Annotated in this window: 18 protein-coding genes and 1 pseudogene; 10 read left to right on the top strand and 9 right to left on the bottom strand. The window is 67.7% G+C overall.

Annotated features, from left to right (window positions below; all coding sequences use genetic code 11):
- Window positions 1-8: 8 nt before the first annotated feature.
- Window positions 9-1,340 carry a DUF58 domain-containing protein gene (locus ASF51_RS13730; RefSeq protein ID WP_055930961.1) on the top strand — a complete coding sequence of 444 codons (1,332 nt, stop codon included), beginning with the start codon at window positions 9-11 and terminating at the stop codon, window positions 1,338-1,340.
- Window positions 1,341-1,815: 475 nt separating this feature from the next.
- On the top strand, window positions 1,816-2,427 hold the full coding sequence (locus ASF51_RS13725) for a hypothetical protein (RefSeq protein WP_157412164.1): 612 nt from the start codon (window positions 1,816-1,818) through the stop codon (window positions 2,425-2,427).
- Between the two features lie 99 nt (window positions 2,428-2,526).
- Here the strand turns inward: ASF51_RS13725 and ASF51_RS13720 are convergent, their stop codons facing one another.
- Window positions 2,527-3,522, bottom strand: coding sequence for a stage II sporulation protein M (locus ASF51_RS13720; RefSeq protein ID WP_055930955.1), 996 nt, complete (start codon window positions 3,520-3,522; stop codon window positions 2,527-2,529).
- A gap of 17 nt (window positions 3,523-3,539) precedes the next feature.
- On the opposite strand from ASF51_RS13720, the gene ASF51_RS13715 reads away from it, so the two are divergent.
- Window positions 3,540-4,415, top strand: coding sequence for an RDD family protein (locus ASF51_RS13715; RefSeq protein ID WP_082480036.1), 876 nt, complete (start codon window positions 3,540-3,542; stop codon window positions 4,413-4,415).
- A gap of 39 nt (window positions 4,416-4,454) precedes the next feature.
- On the opposite strand, the gene ahcY is transcribed toward ASF51_RS13715, so the two are convergent.
- Entirely contained in the window at window positions 4,455-5,939 is a 1,485-nt protein-coding gene (gene ahcY, locus ASF51_RS13710; protein WP_055930952.1) for an adenosylhomocysteinase, read from the bottom strand.
- Window positions 5,940-5,974: 35 nt separating this feature from the next.
- Window positions 5,975-6,181, bottom strand: coding sequence for a DUF3499 family protein (locus tag ASF51_RS13705; RefSeq protein ID WP_055930949.1), 207 nt, complete (start codon window positions 6,179-6,181; stop codon window positions 5,975-5,977).
- Window positions 6,182-6,279: 98 nt separating this feature from the next.
- Between ASF51_RS13705 and ASF51_RS13700 the strand changes: the two genes are divergently transcribed.
- On the top strand, window positions 6,280-6,729 hold the full coding sequence (locus ASF51_RS13700) for a metallopeptidase family protein (RefSeq protein ID WP_055930946.1): 450 nt from the start codon (window positions 6,280-6,282) through the stop codon (window positions 6,727-6,729).
- Between the two features lie 8 nt (window positions 6,730-6,737).
- Here ASF51_RS13700 and ASF51_RS13695 read toward each other — a convergent pair whose 3' ends face one another.
- The 4 genes from ASF51_RS13695 to galE all read right to left on the bottom strand — a co-directional run bounded on the left by ASF51_RS13695 (window position 6,738) and on the right by galE (window position 13,434).
- On the bottom strand, window positions 6,738-8,171 hold the full coding sequence (locus tag ASF51_RS13695) for a DUF5719 family protein (RefSeq protein ID WP_157412163.1): 1,434 nt from the start codon (window positions 8,169-8,171) through the stop codon (window positions 6,738-6,740).
- Window positions 8,161-11,901 (bottom strand): glycosyltransferase, encoded by a 3,741-nt coding sequence (locus ASF51_RS13690; protein WP_055930941.1) that lies wholly within the window; start codon window positions 11,899-11,901, stop codon window positions 8,161-8,163. Before ASF51_RS13690 ends, ASF51_RS13695 begins: the two co-directional genes overlap by 11 nt.
- Before the next feature lie 82 nt (window positions 11,902-11,983).
- Entirely contained in the window at window positions 11,984-12,304 is a 321-nt protein-coding gene (locus ASF51_RS13685) for a WhiB family transcriptional regulator (protein WP_055930939.1), read from the bottom strand.
- A 170-nt stretch (window positions 12,305-12,474) separates the two neighbouring features.
- Window positions 12,475-13,434: a UDP-glucose 4-epimerase GalE gene (gene galE, locus ASF51_RS13680; protein WP_055930936.1), complete on the bottom strand. Its 960-nt coding sequence runs from the start codon at window positions 13,432-13,434 to the stop codon at window positions 12,475-12,477.
- 210 nt (window positions 13,435-13,644) lie between these two features.
- Between galE and ASF51_RS13675 the strand changes: the two genes are divergently transcribed.
- Window positions 13,645-14,604, top strand: coding sequence for a GlxA family transcriptional regulator (locus ASF51_RS13675; protein WP_055930933.1), 960 nt, complete (start codon window positions 13,645-13,647; stop codon window positions 14,602-14,604).
- Window positions 14,605-14,959: 355 nt separating this feature from the next.
- The gene (locus ASF51_RS13670) at window positions 14,960-15,685 is read left to right on the top strand and encodes a hypothetical protein (RefSeq protein WP_157412162.1); all 726 of its coding nucleotides are present in this window, start codon (window positions 14,960-14,962) and stop codon (window positions 15,683-15,685) included.
- A gap of 67 nt (window positions 15,686-15,752) precedes the next feature.
- Here ASF51_RS13670 and manA read toward each other — a convergent pair whose 3' ends face one another.
- Window positions 15,753-16,988: a mannose-6-phosphate isomerase, class I gene (gene manA, locus ASF51_RS13665; protein WP_055930927.1), complete on the bottom strand. Its 1,236-nt coding sequence runs from the start codon at window positions 16,986-16,988 to the stop codon at window positions 15,753-15,755.
- 177 nt (window positions 16,989-17,165) lie between these two features.
- Here manA and ASF51_RS13660 point away from each other — a divergent pair, with 177 nt between their 5' ends.
- The 3 genes from ASF51_RS13660 (at window position 17,166) to ASF51_RS13650 (ending at window position 21,187) form a co-directional block, all read left to right on the top strand.
- Window positions 17,166-18,344, top strand: coding sequence for an acyl-CoA dehydrogenase family protein (locus tag ASF51_RS13660; protein ID WP_055930924.1), 1,179 nt, complete (start codon window positions 17,166-17,168; stop codon window positions 18,342-18,344).
- A 159-nt stretch (window positions 18,345-18,503) separates the two neighbouring features.
- Window positions 18,504-19,880, top strand: a complete 1,377-nt coding sequence (locus ASF51_RS13655) for an O-antigen ligase (protein ID WP_082480026.1) — start codon at window positions 18,504-18,506, stop codon at window positions 19,878-19,880.
- Window positions 19,877-21,187, top strand: coding sequence for an O-antigen ligase (locus tag ASF51_RS13650; RefSeq protein ID WP_235497260.1), 1,311 nt, complete (start codon window positions 19,877-19,879; stop codon window positions 21,185-21,187). The genes ASF51_RS13655 and ASF51_RS13650 overlap by 4 nt, the downstream gene beginning before the upstream one ends.
- A 7-nt stretch (window positions 21,188-21,194) precedes the next feature.
- Here ASF51_RS13650 and ASF51_RS13645 read toward each other — a convergent pair whose 3' ends face one another.
- A complete protein-coding gene (locus ASF51_RS13645; RefSeq protein ID WP_082480024.1) occupies window positions 21,195-22,853 on the bottom strand; it encodes a cell wall-binding repeat-containing protein in 1,659 nt (552 codons plus the stop codon).
- 153 nt (window positions 22,854-23,006) lie between these two features.
- Here ASF51_RS13645 and ASF51_RS13640 point away from each other — a divergent pair.
- Window positions 23,007-24,374: pseudogene (locus ASF51_RS13640) on the top strand (hypothetical protein); the annotation flags it as partial.

Raw genomic sequence — 24,374 nt, 5'->3', positions numbered from 1 at the left:
ACCTCCTGATGGCCGTCACCGGACGCTACGTTCTGCTCGTCGCCCTCGGCGTCGTTCCCGTCGTCATCCTGGGCGAGGCCTACCGGCAGGCCGAGATCACCCTCGTGCTGTGGCTGCTGCTCACCGTTGCTGTCGGTGTCGTCGACCTGATCCTGGCCGCGTCACCGCGTCGACTGGTCGTCGAGCGGGTGCTGCCGCATCGGGTTCGTCTCGGAGAGACGGTCGCGAGCGAGGTCTATCTCACGAACGAGAACGGCAGAACGCTGCGGGCTCTCGTTCGCGACGCCTGGCAGCCCTCGGCCGGTGCCGCCGTCACCCGTCAGTCCCTCGTCGTTCCGCCGTCGGAGCGCCGCATGCTGCGCACCGCTCTCACCCCGTTCCGACGCGGAGACCGCAGAACCGCCGGCCTCACGGTGAGAAGCTTCGGGCCGCTCGGGCTCTGGGCCAGGCAGGCCACCCTGTCGAGCCCGGGGCGCGTGCGCGTGCTGCCTCCCTTCACCTCGCGCAAGCACCTGCCGTCACGGCTGGCCCGGCTGCGCGAGCTCGACGGCGCGACGAGCGTGCAGATCAGAGGCCAAGGAACGGAGTTCGACAGCCTGCGCGAATACGTGCGCGGCGACGACGTGCGTTCGATCGACTGGCGCGCCACGGCGCGACAGGGGGATGCCCGGGCCGGGCACGAGCAGAAACTCATGGTTCGCACGTGGAGACCCGAGCGCGACCGACGCATCGTGATCGTGATCGACACCGGACGAACGCAGGCCGCCCGCATCGACGACGAGCCCCGCATCGACACGTCGATCGAGGCCTCACTGCTGCTGGCCGCCCTCGCGACGCGGGCCGGCGACCGTGTAGACCTGATCGCGTGGGACCGCCGCATCCGGGGTCGTGTGACCGGCGCGACCGGCGGCGAGCTGTTGAACCGCATGGTCGACACGATGGCCACGGTCGACCCCGAGCTGCTCGAGACCGACTGGTCTTCGGTGGCGGGGCAGGTTCGCGCGGTGACGAATCAGCGCGCTCTCGTCGTGCTCCTCACCACGATCGACACCCCGGCGTCCTCCAGCGGGCTGCTGAGCGTGCTGCCCCAGCTGACTCAGCGCCACACCGTCGTCGTGGCTGCCGTTTCGGACCCCGAGGTGCTCAAGGCTGTATCGCAGCGCGGCGACCGCGACGAGACCTACCGCGCCGCGTCGGCCGAACGCTCGCTGCTCGACATGGAGCGGGTGACCACGGCCATCCGACGACTGGGCGGCGACGTGGTCACGGGCTCCCCCGCCGCGCTGCCCCCGATGCTCGCAGACCGCTACCTCGCCCTCAAGGCCGCCGGAAAGCTCTGACCGAGCGCCGCGCGCGGGGCGCACGCATCCATCCGTCGATAGATGTCGTCATCTGCGGTTGAAAACGCATCGAGTGACGGATGGATGCGTCGACCAAGGCGCCTGTGGATGGTTTCGACAAGGGCTGTCAGGGGTCGGGCACCATGTGGGGGTGAAAAGTCCCGAGCCTCTGCCCCCGCATCTTGCGGGCCGGGCCTTCGGTGTGCACGAATCGGACGCCGCGGGAGTGAGGCGGGGACGGCTACGGGCACGCGATCTGAGCTCCGCGCACCGAGGGGTGCGAGTTCCCGCTGGCATGGAGTACACCGAGCAGCTCGCGCGGTCCGCCTACATGGCGCGGTCTCGCCCGGGGCAGGTGTTCTCGCACCTGACAGCGGCGCGAGTGTGGGGCATGCCTCTTCCGACGGTCTTCACCAGACGTGAGGGCGTTCACGTGTCGGTCAGAGCGCCGAATACCCGGCCTCGGGGACACGGCGTGACCGGACACGAGCTGAGCGATCCGTGCGCCACAGCGGTCATGCGCTTCGGGGTGCCGGTAACCGATGCGGCCACGACGTGGTGCCACCTGGCGGCATTGCTGTCACACGATGACCTCGTCGCCGCAGCCGACCACCTGGTGCTGACGCCAGCGAGGCAGCGCGCCGGAGATCGCCGCCCCTACGTCACCGTCGAGCAGTTGCGCCATCGCGTCGACACCTATCACGGGCCGGGCGCGCGGGCCGCACGCAAGGCACTGGTCGATGTGCGAGACGGCGCCGAGTCGAGACGGGAGACGCTGCTTCGCCTTCTCCTCCAGCGGGCCGGGCTTCCCGAGCCAGACCTCAACGTCGACGTCTATGACAGCGAGGGCCGGTGGATCGGGCGCTTCGACCAGGTGCACAGGAGATGGATGGTGATCGTCGAGTACGACGGCGAGCAGCACCGGCTCGATGATCGGCAGTACGACCGCGATGAGATCAAGATCGAAGACGCGGTCCAAGCCGGTTGGAGTGTGGTGCGCATCAGGAAGGGGGCGATGTCCGCCGCCGGAAAGAGCGCGATCGCTCGGGTCGAGCGCGCCCTTCGCTCTCGCGGATGGCGCCCCTGACTTCAGTCGCGCGCATCCATCCGTCGATAGATGTCGTCAGCTGCGGTCTTGCGCGCATCGAGTGACGGATGGATGCGGCGGGTCGGGCAGGAGCGAACGTCAGCCCGCGACGAGCTGCTTCGCGCCCGCCTCGAACTCGTCGAGGTCACCCGTCTGGCCGGCTCGAACGGCGGCTCGTCCGACGATGAGCATGTAGGCGAGGAATGCAGCCAGGGCGAGGGCGCCGATGCCGATCTTCACCGCCCATGGCCAGGGCTGGGGCGTGACGAAGCCCTCGATGATCCCCGATATGAAGAGCACGATCACGAGACCGAGGGCCACCGTGAAGAGTGCCCGACCGTCTTCGGCCAGCGCCTGCGCCCTGGTGCGGGCGCCGGGAGCGACCCACGCCCAGAAGATGCGCAGGCCCGCGGCTCCGGCGACGAAGATGGCCGTGAGCTCGAGGAGACCGTGCGGCATGATGTAGAGGAAGAACGTGTCGCCCTCTCCGTAGTGGAACAGCACGGCCGCGCTGAGTCCGAGGTTCTGAGCGTTCGACATGATGAGCACGGGCACATAGAAGCCCGTGATGCCGAACGCGATGCACTGCGCGGCAAGCCACGCGTTGTTCGTCCAGACCTGGCCGGTGAACGATGCGGCGGGATTCTCGGAGTAGTAGTCGACGAAGTCCTGCTCGGCGAGCTTCTTCAGCTGGGCATCGGAACCGAGGTTCGCCAGTACCTGCGGATCGTTCGACACCCACAGCGCGTAGAGGGCGGCCACGCCGACCGTGACGACGGCGAGCACGAGCGTGAGCCAACGGATGCGGTAGAGGGCCGCCGGAAGCTGGAGGACGAAGAAGGCGGGAATCTGCCGAAGGATGTTCGGGCCGGCCCCGGTGAAACGCAGGCGGGCCCTCGAGAGGAACAGGGAGAGCTGTGCGCCCTGGGCCGTCGATCCGGCCGTGGTCTTGATCGCCGACAGATCGGATGCGCCGGCCTGGTAGCGCTCGATCAACTCGTCGGCCTCGGCGCCCGAGAACTGCCCTCGTCTGCCCAGGGCATCGAGACGGGCCCACTCGTCGCGGTGGGCTGCTGTGTAGGCGTCGAGATCCATCTGCTTGAATTGTATTCATGACCGACGCCCGTGTCGCCTCACCCGCTCCGGCGTTCGCCGACCCGCTCGCCGACGCCTACGCCGACGACGAGCTGCTGATCGGCGAAGCCGTGGCCATCGACGTGCGCCCCGCCGGCTTCATCCTGCGCGCCGGCGGCGCTGCCATCGACGTCGTCATCTCGGTGGCCATCCTCATCGTGCTCCTGCTCGGCATCGGCGCTCTCGCAGAGAACGCCCTCATCGACGAGGCCCTCACCGCGACGTTCAGCGTCTCTGCACTGGTGCTGTGCTTCGTCGTCGTGCCCACCACCCTCGAAGTGGTGCTGAAGGGCAGGTCGGTGGGCAAGCTCGCCGTCGGCGCACGCATCGTGCGCGATGACGGAGGAGCCATCTCGATCAGGCATTCCGTGATCCGAGGGATGGTCGGCGTCCTCGAGATCTACATGACCCTGGGCTCGATCGCGATCGTGACGGCGCTGCTCAACGGCAGGTCGAAGCGGCTCGGCGACCTTCTCGCAGGCACGTACAGCCAGCACGAGCGCGTACCGGTTCCGGTCAGCCACGCGCGAGGGGTTCCGGTGATGCTCCAGGCATGGGCCGAGGTCGTCGACGTCGCCCGCCTGCCCGACCGCCTCGGACACCGAGTCTCGCAGTTCCTCGTGCAGGCGCCGCAGATGGCCCCGGCCACGCGGGAACGACTCGCCGTGGACCTGGCGGCCGAGGTCACGCCGTTCGTGTCACCCATTCCGCAGGTGCATCCCGCACTGTTCCTGTCGGGGGTCGCGGCCGTACGCCGCGATCGCGAGTACGCCGCTCTCTCCCTGCAGAAGGCTGCCCTGAACCGCCTCGACCCGATCCTGCAGAGCCTCCCGCACGCCTTCCCCCGGCGCTGACGTCCCCGGCGCTGACGTCCCCGGCGCCCGGGGTCGGACTCAGTACCGGTAGTGGTCGACCTTGTACGGTCCCTCGACGGGCACGCCGATGTAGGCCGCCTGGCGGGGTGTGAGCTCGGTGAGTTCGACACCCAGCGCGTCGAGATGGAGCCTCGCCACCTTCTCGTCGAGGTGCTTCGGCAGCACGTAGACGCCGATCGGGTAGCGCTCACCGAAGGCGTACAGCTCGATCTGGGCGAGCACCTGGTTGGTGAACGAGTTGCTCATGACGAAACTGGGGTGGCCGGTGGCGTTGCCCAGGTTCATGAGTCGCCCCTCGGAGAGCACGAGCACGCTGCGACCGGTGGGCAGGCGCCACTCGTGCACCTGCGGCTTGATCTCGACCTTGACGGCGCCCTCGAGCTTCTCGAGCCCGGCCATGTCGATCTCGTTGTCGAAGTGGCCGACGTTGGCGATGATGGCCAGGTGCTTGAGACCGAGGATGTGATCGACCGTGACCACGTTCTCGTTTCCGGTTCCCGTGACGATGATGTCGACGTCGCCGATCACGCTCTCGAGCCTGGCAACCTGGTAGCCGTCCATCGCGGCCTGAAGCGCGCAGATCGGGTCGACCTCGCTCACGATGACCCGGGCACCCTGTCCGCGAAGAGCCTCCGCGGCGCCCTTGCCCACGTCGCCGTAGCCGACCACGAACACGACCTTGCCGCCGATGAGAACGTCTGTCGCGCGGTTCAGGCCATCCGGAAGCGAGTGGCGGATGCCGTACTTGTTGTCGAACTTGCTCTTCGTGACCGAGTCGTTGACGTTGATGGCGGGAAAGAGGAGTTCGCCGGCGGACATCAGCTCGTAGAGGCGGTGCACGCCCGTGGTGGTCTCTTCGGAGACGCCCTGGATGTCGGCGGCGATTCGGGTCCAGCGATCGGTCGACGAGGCCAGCGAGCGGCGCAACAGGTCGAGTACGACGCCGTACTCCTCGCTGTCTGACGGGTCGCTCGCAGGAACAGCGCCGTCGAGTTCGAACTGACGGCCCTTGTGCACCAGCATGGTGGCGTCTCCGCCGTCGTCGAGGATCATGTTCGGACCGGTGTACTCGGCACCGTCGGCCTCGGCCTCTGCCGACCAGTCGAACGCCTGCTCGGTGCACCACCAGTACTCCTCGAGCGTCTCGCCCTTCCAGGCGAAGACCGGAACCCCGGCGGGGGCGTCAGGGGTGCCCGTGGCACCGACGACGATCGCGGCCGCGGCCTCGTCTTGTGTGGAGAAGATGTTGCAGCTGACCCAGCGAACGCGAGCACCCAGCGCGGTGAGGGTCTCGATGAGCACGGCCGTCTGAACGGTCATGTGAAGCGATCCCATGATGCGCGCTCCGGCCAGTGGCTGGGAGTCGGCGAACTCGGCCCGAAGCGACATGAGCCCCGGCATCTCGTTCTCGGCGAGGCGGATCTGGTGGCGACCGGCCTCGGCGAGCGTGAGGTCGGCGACCTTGAAGGGCAGAGTGGTCACCGGAGCGGCAGCAGAAGTCATGTCTCCATTGTAAAGAGGTGACGCTGCACGAACGCCTACTGGGTGAACTGCACGTGACGCATGACCTGCCAGCCCTGCGGCGCCTTGAGCCGCTCGGAGTGGCGAACGCACAGGTCGTAGCTGTGCGGCTCGTGGCTGAGGCTCAGAGGGCCGAGCACGGCGAGGGAATCGGCGTAGACGTACGTGAGCGTGGCGATGGCCTCGTCGGGGCACGCCACACGGGAACACGGTCTATTCGTCATCACGCTCCACGGTACGCCCGCGGCGGCGACCTGGCAGTCAGGCTCGATCGTGTGTCGCGGGTACTGCCGCGCGCGAGCGCAGAGAATAGACTCTCGCCATGGCTCGCTCACGTCGCATCGCACCGGCCTCGTCTCGGGGAACCGGCCGCAACCGCCACGGCAGAGGGCTCCGCTCGGCGGTGACCGGCCCTCATCTGCCCATGATGAACACCCGCATCGATTTCTTCGACACCACCGTCGCATCCACGGCCGAGTACCTGCGCAGCATCTGGCCGAACGAACTGGCCGACGCCGTCTTCGAGATCGGCGCGCTGCCCTATGGTCCCAATGGAAAGCCGGGCACTGCGGATTCAGGCGTGGAGCGCTGGCGTGTTCTGGGTGACCGCATCATCCTCTACCGCGTGCCCATCGAGCGCCTCGCCCATCTGCACCGCAACGACGAGGCCCACCGTCGCATGCTCGTCGAGAGCTGCGTGTTCCGCGCCGTCGCCGAATACCTCGGCAAGGATCCGTGGGATCTCGCGCCCGAGGGCTTCCGGCACTTCTGAGCCGCTGGCTACGGGTAGATGACGATGGGGGCTGCGAGCTCGCTCGGTGCCGCGACCGTGTACGCGGAGAGCTGCCCGTCGCTGCTGTAGTTGACGCTGATGCTCACCGGCTCGGTCATCGTCGCCGTGTAGACCGTGTTGGGCTGGGCCTCGAGGCCTTTTGTGCCGCCCGCGGGCACCACGATCTTGACCTCGCTGCCCGAGGCCGTGCGCAGCGTGACCGTCGCCTCGTCGTCGCCGGAATTCGCCAGATGGATGCGCGGGGACGGGCCGGGCGCGATCGGAACGAGAACATCGTCGTCGAGCGGCTCCGCCGCCTGGTTCCAGGCGAAGTCGATGGCACCGGAGGACAGGGCGGACGTGCGCGCGGAGCCGACGATCGGCTCCGTGGAATCGAGGGTCACGGAGTAGGTGCCGTCGGGAAGATCTTTTAGCGGGAGCTCGCTGACGACGCCTGCCGGGGCGCTGAGGCTGTAGGAGCCGTCGGCTGATCCGGAGCTCTCACTGGCGACCGACACCGTGATGGTGGCATCGGAGCTGCCGGGCACATAGACCCGCAGCGCCGCCTGCAGATCGGCATAGCCGTCGGCGGAGAGGCGCTGGGCGATGGCGGACGTTCCGGCGATCTTGACTCCCGGGAAGACCATCTCGGTGGAGGGCGCCGTCGTCGTGCCGGATAGCTCGATGCCGCCGGGCTCGAGGCCGCGGATCACGGTCTGCTGCAGGCTCGCGGCGACATAGCCGCCGGTGCTGACCACGTGCACGACGGGGTATTTGGCGTTCGGGGCGAAGCCGGCGAGCGAGAAGACGCGCTGCGACTGCGCATCGACGGTGATTCCCGTCGATCCGGGAGCCTCGAGCCGACCGTTCTCGTCGAAGAAGGTGAGGTCGACGTCGGCCGTGACCTCGGAGGGGTTGCTCAGCAGCACGAAGCTCGTGCGACCCACGGTCGTCGCCCCTCCCACCAGCCATGAGTCGGCCTTTGCCTCGGCGCAGTTCGTGGAGGCGAGGCCGGCCACGTCCTCCTGAGAGACGGCGACGGACTGGGCGGCAGCGACGAGAACGCCGGGATCGGCATCCGGCGCCGTGACCACTGTGGGCGCGGTCTCATCGGTGACGGTCGAGTTGTCGGGAGCCGCAATCGGAGTCTGGTCGATGTCGACATCGGCCTCTGAGGCCCCGCTGCTGCGCTTCGGCGAGCCGATTCCGGAGGAGGAGGTCGCGTCGGCTCCCGCACCGTTCGAGAGCTGCAGGAGCGATCCGGGGCACACGAGCGACTGGGGCAGCGGCGTCGGGGCGACCTCGACGGCCGTCACCGAGACGGAATGCTGCGGCAGCGGGATGAGCACCGCTCCGGCGACGAGCGCGACGCCCGCTCCGAGGGTCAGTGCTGCCCCCAGCGCGCGTGCGCTGGTGGCGATGACTGTGCGTCTAGCGGCCATCGTGCTCATCCTCCTCGTTGCTCAGGTCGATCGGTTTCACGCGCATCACGGTCTCCGCGTCGGGGTCGTAGTCGTCGTCAATATCGTCGGGCAGGGCACGCGGATGCGAGAAGGCCGGTTCAGGGTCGGCCTCGGGTTCCGGGCGATGCGGCTCGGGGGCCTCTTCCGCCACGGGGGTCTGCGCCGGCTCTGGCTCTGGCACTGCTTCAGGCTTAGCCTCGGGCGATGCGACGAACTCCGTCGTCGGCTCCGCCTCGATGGGCGGCAGCTCCGTCGAGGCGGGCTCTTCGACGAGCTCGTCGAGAGTCGGCGTCGCCGGCTCCGCAGTGCGTTCCGTAGCAGTCAGGACCTCGGCCGGATCGAGCAGATCGAAGTCCTCGCCGGGGTGGATCACGACCGACTGCGGGGCGGCGACAGCCGCAGCGCTCGACTCGGCCCGGGCACTCGATGCCGTCTCCGGTTCCGGGGTACGGTCAGGCTCGGGCGACACGACGGTCGTCGGCTCTGCGACCGACGACTCGGCGACCGACGACTCGGCGACCGACGACTCGGGCGCTTCGAGCGCTTCCGTCGCCGACTCGCGAGCAGCAGACTCGTCGGGAGCAGACTCGTCAGGAGTCGATTCGTCAGGGGCGGCATTCGGAGCCGAGGCGATCGCGGCCGCACTCGCCGCGGCGGCCGCGGTAGCAGCCTCTGCAGCGGCGTCGGGACGCTCCTTACGCGCGAACAGCCGGCGACGGCGGCGCGCGGTCGAAGCGGTGGCTGTCGAACCGGGCTCTGTCGAACCGGGCTCCGGGGTGCCCGCCGTCTCGGCGGCCTGCCCATCCGGAACCGCGGCCCCGTCGTCGCCGTTCTCGTCGCCGTCGGAACCCTCGTCATCGGGCTCATCGGGTATCACCGGGCCGGCGGGCTCCAGCGCGCTCACGGCGCGGGCACCGTGCGGCTGCAGTCGCCCGGCAGGCAGTGCGAGAAGCAGCATCAGAAGGAAGACGATGCCCTGCCCGACGAGCACGAGCACGCCGGTGGCCGATCCGAGGTTGGTGGGAACGGGCGCAGGGAGGCTCGACATGCTCTCGGTTCCCGTGATCTGCCAGAGCGTTCCCGCGAAGGTCTTGCCCACCGTCGTGAGCGATGCGTTCGCATCGAACGCGGCGGTCGATCGGGTGGTCGTGGTGACCAACGCCGCTTCGTTGTCACCCGGCGCGGGGTTGGCGAGCAGCACGAACTCCACACCGAGGTCTGCGAGGCGCGGGGTGCTGTCCTCTCCGCTCAGTGAGGTGAGGTTGCCGATGAGCTCCGCGAGTTCGGCATCGCGTGCCGGGTCGCGGTTGGTGGAGGCGAGGGTGGACTGGTCGTCGAGCATCACGCCCGTTCCGTTCACGATCGTCGACGCGAGGCCGCCGTCGGGCTGCGGGGTGAGCACGAGGGTGCCGACGCGGGGTGTGGATGCCGCCTCGGCCGTGACGAACGCGGGAAGCAGGCGGCCATCGGTGATCTGGATGGCCGAGGATCCGAGCAGGGTCGACGCGACGAGGGGCACCGCGACCACGACCACGGTGGTGGCCGCGACGAATCCGGGGGCGAGGGAGAACCTCTTGAGGAAGTGCAGGCCGATGACGGCCGCGCAGATGAGCCCGAGCCAGTAGAGGCTGAGACCGGGGCCCGCCCACAGCACGACGGGATCAGCACCGATGGCGTCGAGCGAGATGCGGGTCGATGCGATCGCGGTCGCCAGGCCGAGCAGTGCGCCGACGACGGCGACGATGGCCCGTGTGACGCTCGGACCGGGATTGACGAGGGCGAGCACGGCGAGGAGGCCGAGGGGAACGACGGCGACCGCCAGCACGATCTGCAGCACCGACGAATCGATGCCGGCCATCGACGCGAGCCCGGTCCATCCGCTCTGTGCGGAGTCGGGGATGCCGCTCAGCAGCGCCAGGATCGACCCCGGCTCGCGCACCACGGGAACACCGGGGTCAGCGAGGATGCCGATCGGATTTCCGGCGCGGAACTGATCCCAGGCCAGCGGGAGGAAGAGGGCGACGGCCGGAATCGGGATGCCGATGTAGCGGGCGACGTTGCGGCCCGCGGTGGCCACAGAGACCACCCAGATGACCAGCAACGCGGGCCACAACGACGGGGCTGCAGCCAAGGTGACGGCGAACAGGATGGCGGCCATCGCCGATGCCGACCACGACTTGCGTGCGGCAAGGCCGGCGAGCACGAGCCACGGCAGCAGCAGGTGGGCCAGAACCGCGCCGATTGCGCCGTTGTCGAGCGAGGCGAGGAAGGTGGGGGCGAGAGTCCAGAGAACGGCGGCGACCGCACGCAGCCAGGGCTTGTCCGTGAGCCGCGCGGCGAGGAACCAGGCCGCCAGCGCAGCGAGCGGCAGAGCGGCGAGATAGAGGCCGACGATCGAGAGCGACGGCGACCAGAACGTGATCGACCCCAGCACGGCCAGCACGGTGGTGAAGGGGTCTGCGGCGCCGACGAAGCCGAGGCCGATGTCGCGCCAGCCGTAGCCGACGTGGCTCCACAGCTCGCCGAGGGTCGCGCTCACCGGCAGCAGGGAACCGCCCGTGAGAGCGATCGCGCCGATCAGGGGAACGAACATGATGAGCCCGAGCACGGCGAAGATCAGAACGGTGGTCACGCCGCCCGTCGCGATGAACTGGATGCGGTCCTTCTCGCCGCGCAGGTGTGTGAGGGCGATCTCGCGTTGCAGAGAGCGGCGGCGGCGCACCTCGTCTCCTGGAATGCGCAGCGGAGCGATCGTGCTCCAGCCGACCCTCTTGGCGGCGTGCAGGTTCTTGCGGGCCTCGGCGATGCGCGATCCGAATGCCGTGCGGAACGCGGCCGACATCTCACCGCCGATGGCGCCGGGCTGCTTGCGCACCAGCTGGCCGAGGCTGCGGGCCACGGCCAGGGGAACGAGGGAGAGCCAGTGGAAGACCACGGCGAACGCGGGCGCGTAGACCAGCCTGCGGTGAAGCTGCGCAGCCCGTCGATCCGCCTGTCGTTTTCTCCGCGCGCGGCCCTTCTCGCTGCGGCCGGGTCCGGCGAGACCGACGCCCGCCGACGCGATCCGCGCTGCGGGGACGCCCATCACCCGGTGGCCGGCGAGTCGCACCCGCACACTGAAGTCGAGGCCGTTGTCGGCGGTCGGCAGGGCGTCGTCGAACCCGGCCAGGTCGTTCCACACAGTGTGGCGAACGAGCATGCCGGCCGCGCCGACTCCGAGAACATCGCTCATGCGATCGTGCTGGGCCTGGTCGAGCTCGGTCTCCGCCATGGAATACGTGGCACCGAAGCGCGTGAGCGTCTCACCGAACTCGCTGATGTAGTCGGGGTGCTCCCAGTCCATCTGCTTGGGGCCCGCGGCAGCCACCGAGGGGTTGACCTCGACCGCGGCGAGCAGGGCGGCGAGGGCGTCGGGCTCCGGCGCCGTGTCGTGCGCGAGCAGCCAGAGCCACTCGTTCTCGTCGGCGGGAGGAGGGACGACACCGAGGGCGTGCGCGACGGCCGTGCCGAAGCTCAGCCTGCCGGATGCCGAGATGAAGTGAGTGGGAAGCGCCGCCGACAGCAGGGCGGGCGTCTCATCCGACGAACCCACATCGACCACGATGAGGCTGTCGGGCTGCCTCGTCTGCGCCTTCAGCGCGTCGAGGGTGCGCGGAAGGTAGTCCGCTCCGTTGGAGGCGACTAGAACTGCTGTAACTCGGGCGCGCATATCCCTTAGACCCTAAGGGCGGCATGCGCCCGCGACGGGTCAGGCCCCGGCGTGCCGGGATACCTATGAGAAAACTATGACCCTAGGCCTGCTTGCGCAGCTTGCGCCGTTCACGCTCGGACAGGCCACCCCAGATGCCGAAGCGCTCGTCGTTCTTCAGCGCGTACTCGAGGCACTGGGCCTTCACCTCGCACGACGTGCAGATGCGCTTGGCATCGCGGGTCGAGCCGCCCTTCTCAGGAAAGAAGGCCTCGGGGTCGGTCTGAGCGCAGAGAGAGTCGGTCTGCCACGCCAGCGGGTTCTCGTCTTCTACCGGCGCCTGTTGACGAACGCCCGGAACACCGAGATTGACGGGATCGACGAACCAGTCCTCTGGGACGCCTGAGCGGTATTCCATAGCCATACCACGCTCTACCTTCTGATCTGCATTCGACCTGCCGAACCCCTCCCGCTAATTACACCCGTGTAGTTCGTTGGAGTCAAGTCGCAGATCGTAAACCCTCAAGTGCTTCTGGAGGGTTTGGGGAAACACCGTGTCGCGGCAATCGACAACGGCGCAACACGCCAAATCGACTACTCGCCCTGGCGTGCCGCCCACGCGCTGCGAACCATCTCGTCGAGCGTGTGGCGCATCCGCCAGTCGAGGTCTCGCGCGGCCGATTCGCCGGATGCGACGATGCGGGCGGGGTCGCCCGGTCGGCGCGGCGCGATCTCGGGAGTGAAGGGAATCCCCGTGCCCTCGGCCATCGCCGTCATGATCTCGCCGACCGACACACCGGCCCCGCTCCCGAGGTTGTAGGCCTGCTCGACCGGCTCACCGGCATCCAATCGCCGCGCGGCCGCGACATGCGACAGCGCCAGGTCGGACACGTGGATGTAGTCGCGCACGCACGTTCCGTCGGGGGTGTCGTAGTCGTCGCCGTTGATGCGGGGAACGCGGCCGTCGAGGAGCGCTTCGAACACGAGGGGGAAGAGGTTGTGCGGGCTGGTGTCGAACAGGTCCGGATATCCCGAACCGACGACGTTGAAATAGCGCAGCGACGTGTGGGCGAGTCCGGCCGCCACGCCCTGGTCTCGCAGCAGCCACTCGCCGATCAGCTTCGACTCGCCGTAGGGCGACTCGGGATTCTTGGCGGTGGACTCGGTCACGAGATCCGTGTCCGGCGTTCCGTAGACGGCCGCGCTCGATGAGAAGACGATGCGGTCGACCCCGGCATCGCTCATCGCACCGAGCAGAACCTGGGTTCCCGTGACGTTCTGCTCATAGGTATGGAGCGGCCGCGTGACGGAGACGCCGGCGTACTTGTAGCCGGCGACGTGAACGACACCCGAGATCGCGTGGTCTTCGAATGTCTGGCGCAGAAGGTCGGCATCGAGAATGCTGCCGTCGATGAACGGCACGCCGTCATCGACGAACGCGCGGTGGCCGCTGGAGAGATCGTCGACGACCACGACATCTATGCCCTGCTCGCGGAACGCCCGCACCACGTGCGAGCCGATGTAACCCGCGCCTCCTGTTACCAACCACGCCATTCGTCGTCTCCTCTACCCGTGGGAATGCGACGGTATCCATCGCGCACCCAGTCTCGCATCGTCCACACGATCGCCGCGGCCGACAGAACTCCCATAACAACCAGAAAAATCATCATGGCAGTAACGCTACGAATTGCGAATATCGGCCACCAGATGGAAGAATGTCAACACTCCACGCTTTACTGCCACACCTCCCGCGAAGGAACAGCCATGCTCAAGAAGGTCGTACTCATCGCCCTCCCCCACGTCGCCCCGTTCGAGTTCGGAGTGATCTGTGAGGTCTTCGGCATCGATCGCTCCGACATGGGCGGGCCCGTCTTCGACTTCACGATTGCGGCCGCCGAACCCGGGCCCATTCCGACCAGCCTCGGCTACGACATGATGATCCTGAACGACCTCTCCGCAGCGGCCGACGCCGACCTCATCGCCATTCCGGCCCACATCATCGAGGGCGCAGTGCACCCCGAGGTCCTGCGGGTGCTGCATGAGGCTAACGACCGGGGCGCCTGGATCCTGACGGTGTGCAGCGGGGCGTTCACGCTCGCGAAGTCCGGGCTGCTCGACGGCAAGCGGGCCACCACTCACTGGATGCACGCCGACAGGCTGGCGCGCGAGTTCCCCCAGATCGAGGTCGACGCCGACGTTCTGTTCGTTCAGGACGGCAACATCATCACCGGCGCCGGAACGTCGGCGGGCATCGACGCGGCCCTGCACCTCGTGCGTACCGAGCTGGGCGCCGCCGCGGCGAACGTCATCGCCCGTCGCATGGTCGTGCCTCCTCAGCGGGCCGGCGGCCAGGCCCAGTACATCGCCACGCCGCTTCCCGCGGAGCCCAGCGACTCGTTCGCGGGCGTCACGGAATGGATGCTCGAGAACCTCGATCGCGACCTCAGCGTCGACGAGCTCGCCCGCAAGGCCCTGATGTCGTCGCGCACCTTCGCGCGCCGATTCCGCGCGGATCTGGGAACGACGCCGGCGGCCTGGCTGAACAAGCAGCGCCTCATGCGAGCGCAGCACCTCCTCGAGGAGACCACCCTGGGGCTCGAGGCCGTCGCCGCCGAGACGGGCTTCGGGTCGGCCGCGGTGATGCGGCATCACTTCGTGAAGACCCTGCAGACCACGCCGGCCAACTACCGGCGCACCTTCTGCGTTCGAGAACTCGTGAGCTGACGCGCACTTCCCATCCTCCCCGTTGCACACGAAGGAGAGTTGTCCACGGATCCCACCGGACCGGGTGATCGATACCACCGGGTGAACCACCTTCTTCCTTGTGATCAGTCATGATGCCGTCTCGGTGAGCCGTCTTGTCGACCGGAACGGAGGCATCGCATCCCGAGCGACTCTCCTTCGAAACGGGGCCTCGCCACGCGCCATCGATCTAGCCAGACAGGCGAAGCTGATCGTTTCGGAGCGACGCGGGCTCTACGCCAGCGCCACAGCCGATCTCGATCAACGCAGAGCCGTTCGCCTGGGCGGCCTGATCGGCTGCGTCAGCGCCCTCCGACGATCGGGAGTCTGGGCCGGGATGGACACCCGACTGCACGTGCACGTGCCGGCCGGATCCAAGCGGCTGCGGGTCGACTCCGTGGTCGCATTCGGCCGTGACACGAGCACTGCACGAAGCGACACGAACTACCTCGCAGAGGCCGGGGTGCCCCGCGTTCACTGGCAGCGACCCATCCGGGGCATCCCTATGGGTGAGCGCCACGGCACCAGCGATTGGATGGTTCCTCCGCTTCTCGCCCTCCGCCAAGCAGTGCTCTGCCAGGAGGAGGAGCACGCGATCGCCTCGATCGACTCCGCTCTGCGGAAGAACTTCATCCTCCCCGGCCAGCTCGATCTGCTGTTCGACACCCTTCCCCAGCGCCTGCACGGGCTTCGGACGGAGCTCGACCCCCTCGCTGATTCCGGCACCGAGTCCATCTTCGGGGTTCGTATGCGCAGACTGGGTCACATCGTCGAGCTGCAGCGGGCGGTGCCCGGGTCGAGCAAGTTCGACGCGCTCATCGATGATGTCGTCGCCGTCGATCTGGACAGCAAGAGATGGCACTCCGACGAGGCGCAGCAGAAATGGGATTACGACAAGACCCTGCAGTCCTTCGCCTGGGGGCGGCCGGCGATCCGAATCCTGCCTCATCACCTGTTCGAGTATTGGCCAGAGACCCTGCAGGCGATCGAACGGGCCGTTCAAGACGCCCTCGACCTGCGCAGCTACCGAGAAGGTGGCAGGCCTAAGTCAGCACACTCGTAGTGACACGCTGCCACGGCGTCACCAGGGGGCGGCGTGTCTCGTGAAACGTGCTGACTTGACCCCGTATTTAGTTGGCGGGAGCGCCCGGAGCCGCCAGGAAGATCGTGCCCACTCCCGTGAACGTGATCGCACCCTCCTCGGGCGTGATGAACACCGACTGGCCGCGCTCGAGGGTGGTGTCGCTGCGCTCCCCGTGGATCTCGAACGACCCCGACGTGCAGATCGCGATCGCCGCACCGTCGGGTCGATAGGCCGCGCGCTCGTTGAGCCGGGTCTGGATGCGCACCAGCACGAAGTCGGGAACGCCGGGCCGGAACTCCTCCACCCCCTCCGAGGGGAAGGTGGGGCGGAGGTACGGAACGGGCAGCGATTCGAAGTCGAGCACCGACAGCAGCTCGGGTACGTCGATGTACTTCGGCGTGAGTCCACCCCGCAGCACATTGTCGGAGGCCGCCATCAGCTCGACGCCGAGCCCCTTCAGATACGCATGGATGTTGCCGGCCGGCAGATACAGCGCCTCGCCGGCCGAGAGGGTCACCCGGTTGAGCAGCAGTGAGGTGACGATTCCCGGATCGCCCGGGTACTCGACCGCCAGGTCGCGCACGGTCTGCAGCGACGCCGCATACTCCCCCGCGGCGGAGGGCTCGTTCTCCTCCGCGAGCGCCGAGACACGGCTCACGAGAGTCGCGACATCCTCCGAACCGCCCAGCAGCCACTCCACCAGCGAGCGGAGGACGCTTCCCTCGTCGCCGTCGGCGCGCGCCCGCGCGGCGAGAGGCGCGAGAACGGCCGGCGCCGGGGCATCCGATTCTGTGTCCCACGTCTCGAGCAGCGCGACGATATCGCGGATCTCGGCGACCGGGCGGAACCCGCACAGGGCGTCGAAGGTCTCGCTCAGGGCGACGATGACCTCGGGCTTGTGCAGCGGGTCCTTGTAGTTGCGGTTGGGTGCGTCGAGCGGGATGCCGGCGGCGTTCTCGGCATCGAATCCCTGCCGGGCCCGTTCGAGCGTGGGATGCGCCTGCAGCGACAGCGGCCCGTCGGCGGCGAGGATCTTCAGCAGGAACGGCAGCTGCGCGTGTGCCCCGAGGGCCGTCTCCCTGTCATCGGCGATCCACTGGGCGAGATCGTCGACGCCGTGCCGCATCGATCCGTCGATGATGCGCGCAGGGGATCCGGGGTGCGCCCCCAGCCAGAGCTCGGCCTCCGGCCCTCCGGTCGACGGGATTCCGAGCAGTTCGGCGATCGCCGTCGTGGACCCCCACGAGTAGTCACGGGGAGTATTGGTGATGCCAACGAACACGTCGGGCGCCTTTCTGACAAGCCGGGGAGGAGCACGACCCGGGGGCAGCATTATGAGCGACCTACAACGTCGCCCGGTGCGGCCTGCCGAGTCTTAGCCCAAACTACCAATCAGTTGGAGCGGTGGCGGCCTCGCTGATTGAGTTGCACCCGAACACCCTTGAGCAATGGAGCACACATGTCATTGGAACCTCTCGCGAGCGACTTCTACGGCTACGAGTCGATGCTGACCGACCAGGAGAAGGATGCCCTCGCCGGCATCCGCCGCTACCTCGAGAACGAGGTCAAGCCGGTTGTGAACGCGCACTGGGAGAAGGCGACGTTCCCGCACGAGATCGTGAAGGGCCTCGCCGACCTCGACGTCTACCGCTTCGGCTGGGACGAGACGAAGCCGTTCGAGAACTCCGCCGTGTTCCGCGGCTTCGTCGCCCTCGAACTCGGCCGCATCGACGCATCCGTCGCCACCCACGTGGGCGTGCAGAACGGACTCGCGATGGGCGCGATCAGCGTCACGGGTTCCGACGAGCAGCGCGCCGAGTGGCTGCCCCGCATGGCGGCGGGAGAGGTCGTCGGTGCCTTCGGCCTCACCGAGCCCACGTCGGGCTCGGACTCCGCCCAGGGCCTCAAGACCACGGCGACGCGCGACGGTGACGAGTGGGTGCTGAACGGCGAGAAGCGCTGGATCGGGCACGCGACCTTCAGCGACATCACCGTGATCTGGGCGAAGGACACGGCCGACAACCAGGTGAAGGGCTTCATCGTTCCCACCGACACGGCCGGCTACCGGGCAACGAAGATCGAGAACAAGCAGAGCCTGCGCATCGTGCAGAACGCCGACATCACGCTCACCGACGTGCGCGTCCCCGAGTCGCTGCGCCTGCAGAACGCGAACTCGTTCCGCGACACCGCCAAGGTGCTGCGCCTCACCCGCGCCGAGGTGGCCTGGGCCGCGGTCGGCAACTCGATCGGCGCGTACGAGGCTGCACTGCGCTACACGAAGGAGCGCGTGCAGTTCGGCAAGCCGATCGCGTCGCACCAGCTGATCCAGGACCTGCTCGTGAAGTCGATCGGCAACATCACTGCCAGCCTCGGCATGGTCGTGCGCGTCTCGCAGATGCTCGATCAGGGCATCCAGCGCGATGAGCACTCGGCGCTCGCCAAGGCATATGCGACCGCCCGGATGCGCGAGACGGTCGCGTGGTGCCGCGAGGCGCTCGGCGGCAACGGCATCGTGCTCGACTACGACGTGGCACGGCACTTCGCCGATGCCGAGGCGCTGTACTCGTACGAGGGAACGCGCGAGATGAACACGCTCATCGTGGGCCGCGCGCTAACGGGCTTCGCCGCGTTCGTGTAGTGATTCGTTGCCTGAGCTCGTCGAGGGGCTGGTCCCTTCGACAAGCTCAGGGAACGGGGCAGCGCACGCCGGGCCCCTTCGACAAGCTCAGGGAACGAGGCAGCGCACGTCCGGTCCCTTCGACAGGCTCAGGGAACGAGCATCGGTAGTCTTGCCTCTATGAACTCCGTGACCAGCACAGGCCGCTCGACGCTGGCCGTGCTCACGTTCTTCACGCTCCTCGCCGGCGACTTCTGGCGCAACCTCATCGGCTGGTACGGGTTCGCCGCCCTCTGCCTCGCGGTCGTGATCACGCTGGTGGTGCTGATCAGCCGCGACAAGGGATGGCGCCAGTTGACCCCCCGTCGGGTCCCGCTCGGGCTCACCGCCTTCCTGGCCCTCGCGGTCGTGTCTATCGCGTGGTCGTTCTACCCCGGGGCCACGCTCCTCGGCCTGGTCGCCCAGGCGGGCCCTGTGATCGCGGCGATCTTCTTCGCCACCTCGATGTCGTGGCCGCGCATCCTCACCGCCCTCGGCCGCGCGACGCGCTGGATCCTCGGCCTGTCACTGCTCTTCGAGTTCATCGTGGCCGTGTTCGTGCGCCACCCGATCATCCCGTTCTGGGTCGACTACGGCAACGGAAAACTCCCCGACGCCTTCTTCTGGAGCCAGGCCGACCTCTTCACGGGAGACCCCATCCAGGGCATCGTCGGCAACCGCAACCTGCTGGCGTTCATCGCCGTGATCGCGCTCGTCTGCCTCGCGCTCGAGTTCACGTCGAGGTCGCTGGGCCGCGCACGCTCGTACTCGTGGATCGCCGTGGCGGTGGCCACGCTGGCGCTCACCCGCTCGACCACGGCCATCGCCGTGCTCGTCATCGTGGCCGCCGCCGCAGGCATCCTGATTCTGATGCGCCGGTCGAACCAGAGGCAGCGCAGGGTGGTCCTCGTCTCGAGCGCCGCCGGCATCGCCGCGATCGCCGTTCTGGTGGGAGCATTCTCGTCGCAGATCCTCCGGCTCTTCGGCAAGAGCTCCGACCTCACGGGTCGCCTCGACATCTGGAACGCCGTGACCGGGCTCGCCCAGCAGCGTCCGGCGTTCGGCTGGGGCTGGGTCAGCTACTGGGTGCCGTGGGTCGAGCCGTTCACCCACCTCGCCGAGCGCAAGGGCGTGACCTACCTGCAGGCCCACAACGCCTGGCTCGACGTCTGGCTGCAGCTCGGCATCGTGGGGCTCGTGCTGTTCGTCGGCGCGGTCGTCGGCGCGTGCTGGCGGTCGTGGTGGTTCGCGGTCGATGAGCAACTGGATGCCCGGGGTACGGCCGTTCCGTTCGTTCCGGTCACCCTGCTCCCGGCCCTCATCCTCACGCTTCTTGTCGCCCAGTCGTTCGTCGAATCGCGCATGCTCGTCGAAGGCGGGTTCGCCCTCCTTGCGCTGATGGCGCTCAAGACCCGACTCGACGTGGGCGCCACCGGAATCGACCTGACCGTGCCCGACGGCGGCCCTGTCGAATCGGACGCGCCGGTGCGGCCGCGACGGGTCGGCCTCGCGCGGTGAGGATCTCCGAGCACCCCGGATGGGCGGTGGTCGCCGCGATCTTCGGCTCGCCGCGGTTCTCGGCCGCGCTGTCGGTGGCGGCCATCGGCTCGGCACTGTCCGTACACGTCATCAAGGCGACCATGGGCTGGGCCGGGCTGGTCGGCATCCTGAGCACCCTCGTGGTGTTCGCGACCGTGTCTCTGGTGGCCCGCCGCAAAGACCTCGACTGGCACGGCGTTCTGCCCCTGTCGCTCCTCGTGTTTCTGGGCTGGTGCGCCATCACGATCGTGTGGAGCAGGTACCAGACGTCGAGCATCACGGGCGTCGTCTACCAGCTGACGTTCTCGTTCCTGGCGCTGTACGTGGCACTCGTGCGCGACCTCATCCAGATCGTGCGCGCGGTCGGCGACGTCATGCGCGTGCTGCTCACGGCCTCGCTGGCGCTCGAGATCCTGTCGGGCCTGCTGCTCGACCTGCCGATCGCGTTCCTGCGCATCCAGGGCAACCTCGACGACGGCGGACCTCTGCAGGGCATCTTCGGATCGCGCAACATGCTGGGCTTCGTCGCCCTGATCGCTCTTGTCACCTTCCTGGTCGAGCGCAACACGCGGTCCGTGCAACGCGGCCTGAGCCTGTACTCGATCGTTCTGGCCGGGGTGCTCCTCATCGGCTCCCGCTCCCCCATCTCGCTGGGCGTCGCCGTGATCGTGCTCGTGGCCGCCCTGGCCGTTCTCGCGCTGCGCCGGGCCAGGCCCGAGCTGCGCCGCAGCCTGCAGATCGGAATGCTGGTCATTCTGGTGATCGGAACGATCAGCGCCTACTTCGTGCGCACACGCATCCTCGCGATCGTCGGCGCTCGGGCGGAATTCACCTACAGGCTCGAGATCTGGAACCAGCTCTCGAACCTGATCGACTACAACCAGCTCGAGGGCTGGGGCTGGGTGGGCCTGTGGCGGCCCAACGTGTCGCCGTTCTTCGCCCTCGACTTCGTGGGCAACCGGCAGCACACGTCGGGCCTTAACGCGTTCATCGATGTCTACTTTCAGGTCGGGCTGATCGGCCTCGCGATCTTCGTGGGCATGGTGGGACTCGCGCTCGTGCGCTCCTGGATCCTGGCGACGTCGAAGAAGAGCGTCATCTACATGTGGCCGGCCCTCATCCTCATCGTCCTGCTCGTGACGAGCGCGGCGGAGAGCGTCATTCTCGTGGAGTACGGGTGGATGTTCTTCGTGATGTGCATGGTGAAGGCCGCGCACTCGCTCAGCTGGCGACAAGGGCTCGCGCTGAAGCCGCCGACGACCGAGTTGCCCCGAGCGGGGTCCTAGGCGCAGGTCACCCGCAGACGACCAGCTTCTTCACCTCTGGCGTGAGCGAGGCCGGCCCTCCCAGCAACGACACGGTCGAGGCGTTCACCCGGTAGATCTCCTCGACAACACCTCGGGGCACACAGTTTCCCGGCACGACGTAGAGAGGTGCCGAGATGACTCCTGCCCAAGCGGCACCGGCCAGCGCGTCCGGAAAATTCAGCCCTGTCGACAACAGGACCTGTGAAGCCGTCCCGGGGTAGGCATCCCGGGAGATCGCCTGGGAAGCGACGTAGCGGTCGGCCCCTGCGAGCCGGGTGGTGTCGGGCAACAATTGGGTGAGGGAGGCCTCGATGCCCGGCGATACGGAGTTGGGGCCTCCGCCGATGGTGACCTTCGTCACCCCCAGGGCCGAGATCGTGTCGAGGGTCGCCGCATCAGCCGAGGATTGCACTCCGTTGACCAGAATGACCGGAACCCGCTGTGCCGCCGCGGCCGCCCCCGCACTCAGTGCATCGGCAAAGGTGTTGCCCGTCACGACATAGACCCGCGACGGAGGAGTATCGCTGAACGACCGGACGGCCAGGTTGCGAGACACTTCGAACCGATCCGCGCCGGCTACTCTGTCGACCTCGCTCTGGATCGTCTTGAGTCTGCTCACCACGACCTCTGATACCGATTTGACTCCGCCCACGACGACGATCCGGTCTGGTGCCAGGCGCCGTATCGCCTCTTCGACCGACTGCGGCAAGGAGGAACCCGGCGTCAGCAGAAGCGGCCCTCCCTCTTTTGCCGCGGCGGGACCCGCCGCAAGCGCGTCGGGATAGTTCTCGCCCGACGCGACGAAGACGACGGGGGCGGTGCCGGGGTAGGCCTTCGCCGCGATGGCCACGGACACCGCGTAGCGGTCGGAACCGTCGATGCGTTCGACGACCTTGTCTGTCGCCACCTCGGCCGTCGACGCGCTCGACACTGTGGTGGTTCTGTAGCCGGACTTGGTGCCGGTGACCGAGACACTCAGCCTCGCGCCCGAATCGAGGAAGGTCGTCGTATACGTGGTGCCGGTCGCCCCGGCGATCGCAGTGCCGCCCCTGAACCACTGCAGGGACAGCGAGACGGGGCTGGGACCCCAGGTGCCGGTCTGCGCCGTCAGGGTCTGCCCGACGGCGGGCGTTCCGGTGAGGGTCGGAGTACCCGCAGACAGCGGCGGTCGAGTGTCGCCGGAGTAACCCGCGAAGATCTGCACCCAGTAGTTGCCGGCCGCCACGTAGCCGATCCCGATCCGCGTGTAGCTGCTGCTGAGGATGTTGCGGCGATGCCCGTCGGAGTTCATCCAGCCGGTCATCACGGCATCCGAGCTCGTATATCCCCTGGCGATGTTCTCGCCTTGCGAATTCCAGCCGGCCGGGATCCGGGCGCTTCGCCAGTCGTTCGAACTGTGCTCAAAAGTTCCGGAGTCGCTGAGGTGTTGCGCCCATTGTTCTGCGGCGGCCTCGATGGTCGAGTCGCGGGAGAGCGGCTGGAGCCCGTTCGCCGAGCGCTCCGAGTTCACACGCGCGAAGACCTCGTCTTCCTGCGTGGCCGCCCAGGCCGGAGGAGTCGAGGGCGGGACGGCGCTCAACCCGACCGCTGCCAACAGGCCGACGAGAAGCACGGTGGCCGCTCGCCCCAATCGAATTCTGCCCATGACCTCAGACACCCCCTCTTGGGTGACGATACCGACACCGGTGCGGGATGCGCCAGACCGGCTCCGCGCAATCGAGGATTATTAACGCATCCTTTCGGTTGCAGGCCGTGTGACTGTAACATCACACGCATGGGGAATATTCGTAGGACATTGGTGTCAGCGATCGTCAGCATCGCGCTGATCGCAACAGGATTGGTGCAGGCCGAGGCAGCAGCCGCGTCGACAGTGACGCCGACCCCCGAACCGACCAGCACGTCGACAACGGCGCCGGTTGCTCCCCAAGACACGCCCGCTCCTCCTGCAGACGCCCCCGTGACCGACGGTTCCTCCGATCCCGTCGATCCAGTGGACCCTGGCGGCTTCCAGGCTGCCGACCCCAACGTCACGCCAGATTCCAGCACGGAAGAGCTCGCCGCACAGGCGGATGCGCAGGAGAAGCTGCAGTCGCAGGTTCCCGAGCACAACTCCCTCTCGCCGTTCGTATCGCCGCTGGCTGCCTCCGGCTTCGATCCGGGATTCATCATCAGCGACGAGCTCTTCTACGACGGCAACGCCGCGAACGCGGATTCCGTGCAGAACTTCCTCAATGCCATGCTCTCTTCGTGCAGGGCCGGCTACGTCTGTCTCAAGGACTACTCCACGATGACCACGTCCCGCCCGGCGAGCGCGATGTGCAACGCCTACAACGGCGGCGGCGTGGAGTCGGCGGCAACGATCATCTACAAGGTCGGCGTCGCCTGCGGTATCAGCCAGAAGGCGATGCTCGTGCTGCTCCAGAAGGAGCAGTCGCTCATCACGGACAGCTGGCCCAGCGCCCGTCAATACGCGGCCGCCACCGGATACGCGTGCCCCGACACCGCTGACTGCGACGCGAACTACGCCGGCTTCTACAACCAGGTCTACTGGGCGGCGTACCAGTTCAAGCGTTACGGCAACCCGCCGGGTACGAGCAACTTCTTCACGTGGTACCCCGTGGGCGGCAACAGCTCCATTCGCTTCTCCCCCAACGCCGCCTGCGGTTCGTCGAACGTGGTCGTGCGCAACAAGGCGACCGCCGCTCTCTACTACTACACGCCCTACCAGCCCAACCAGGCGGCCATCAACGGCAACCCGGACACGTGTTCGGCGTTCGGAAACCTGAACTTCTACACGCTCTACAAGAACTGGTTCGGCCCGGTGCCCATGGGGCCTCCAGTCGCTCCGGTCGGAGCGTACGAGAAGGCCACGGCAACGGGCGGCACCCTCGCCCTCACCGGCTGGGCCGCTGACGCCTCCTCCCTCTCGACCTCCAACCAGGTCAAGATCGACGTCTATCTGCCGAATGGCTCGAACACCACCGCCTACTCGACCGCTTCGGTGCCGCGCCCGGAGCTGAACGTCGCCGTGCCCGGCCTCGGAGTGAACCACGGCTACAGCTGGTCGATGCCGATCACGCAGAAGGGCAAGTACGTCACCTGCGTCACCTCCATGCCCCTGCCGGGAAACCCCGCACCCGGAACCGTGCTCGGCTGCACCACTCAG

It is taken from the genome of Agreia sp. Leaf283, from assembly GCF_001422485.1.
GTDB lineage: Bacteria > Actinomycetota > Actinomycetes > Actinomycetales > Microbacteriaceae > Agreia.
This window is presented reverse-complemented; position numbering and strand designations above follow the sequence as displayed.

Coding starts and splice junctions, on each gene's coding strand:
- ASF51_RS13730 (WP_055930961.1), top strand. CDS start 9: ATGGCCGTCACCGGACGCTACGTTCTGCTCGTCGCCCTCGGCGTCGTT.
- ASF51_RS13720 (WP_055930955.1), bottom strand. CDS start 3,522: ATGGATCTCGACGCCTACACAGCAGCCCACCGCGACGAGTGGGCCCGT.
- ASF51_RS13715 (WP_082480036.1), top strand. CDS start 3,540: ATGACCGACGCCCGTGTCGCCTCACCCGCTCCGGCGTTCGCCGACCCG.
- ahcY (WP_055930952.1), bottom strand. CDS start 5,939: ATGACTTCTGCTGCCGCTCCGGTGACCACTCTGCCCTTCAAGGTCGCC.
- ASF51_RS13705 (WP_055930949.1), bottom strand. CDS start 6,181: ATGACGAATAGACCGTGTTCCCGTGTGGCGTGCCCCGACGAGGCCATC.
- ASF51_RS13700 (WP_055930946.1), top strand. CDS start 6,280: ATGGCTCGCTCACGTCGCATCGCACCGGCCTCGTCTCGGGGAACCGGC.
- ASF51_RS13695 (WP_157412163.1), bottom strand. CDS start 8,171: ATGGCCGCTAGACGCACAGTCATCGCCACCAGCGCACGCGCGCTGGGG.
- ASF51_RS13690 (WP_055930941.1), bottom strand. CDS start 11,901: ATGCGCGCCCGAGTTACAGCAGTTCTAGTCGCCTCCAACGGAGCGGAC.
- ASF51_RS13685 (WP_055930939.1), bottom strand. CDS start 12,304: ATGGCTATGGAATACCGCTCAGGCGTCCCAGAGGACTGGTTCGTCGAT.
- galE (WP_055930936.1), bottom strand. CDS start 13,434: ATGGCGTGGTTGGTAACAGGAGGCGCGGGTTACATCGGCTCGCACGTG.
- ASF51_RS13675 (WP_055930933.1), top strand. CDS start 13,645: ATGCTCAAGAAGGTCGTACTCATCGCCCTCCCCCACGTCGCCCCGTTC.
- ASF51_RS13670 (WP_157412162.1), top strand. CDS start 14,960: ATGGACACCCGACTGCACGTGCACGTGCCGGCCGGATCCAAGCGGCTG.
- ASF51_RS13660 (WP_055930924.1), top strand. CDS start 17,166: ATGTCATTGGAACCTCTCGCGAGCGACTTCTACGGCTACGAGTCGATG.
- ASF51_RS13655 (WP_082480026.1), top strand. CDS start 18,504: ATGAACTCCGTGACCAGCACAGGCCGCTCGACGCTGGCCGTGCTCACG.
- ASF51_RS13645 (WP_082480024.1), bottom strand. CDS start 22,853: ATGGGCAGAATTCGATTGGGGCGAGCGGCCACCGTGCTTCTCGTCGGC.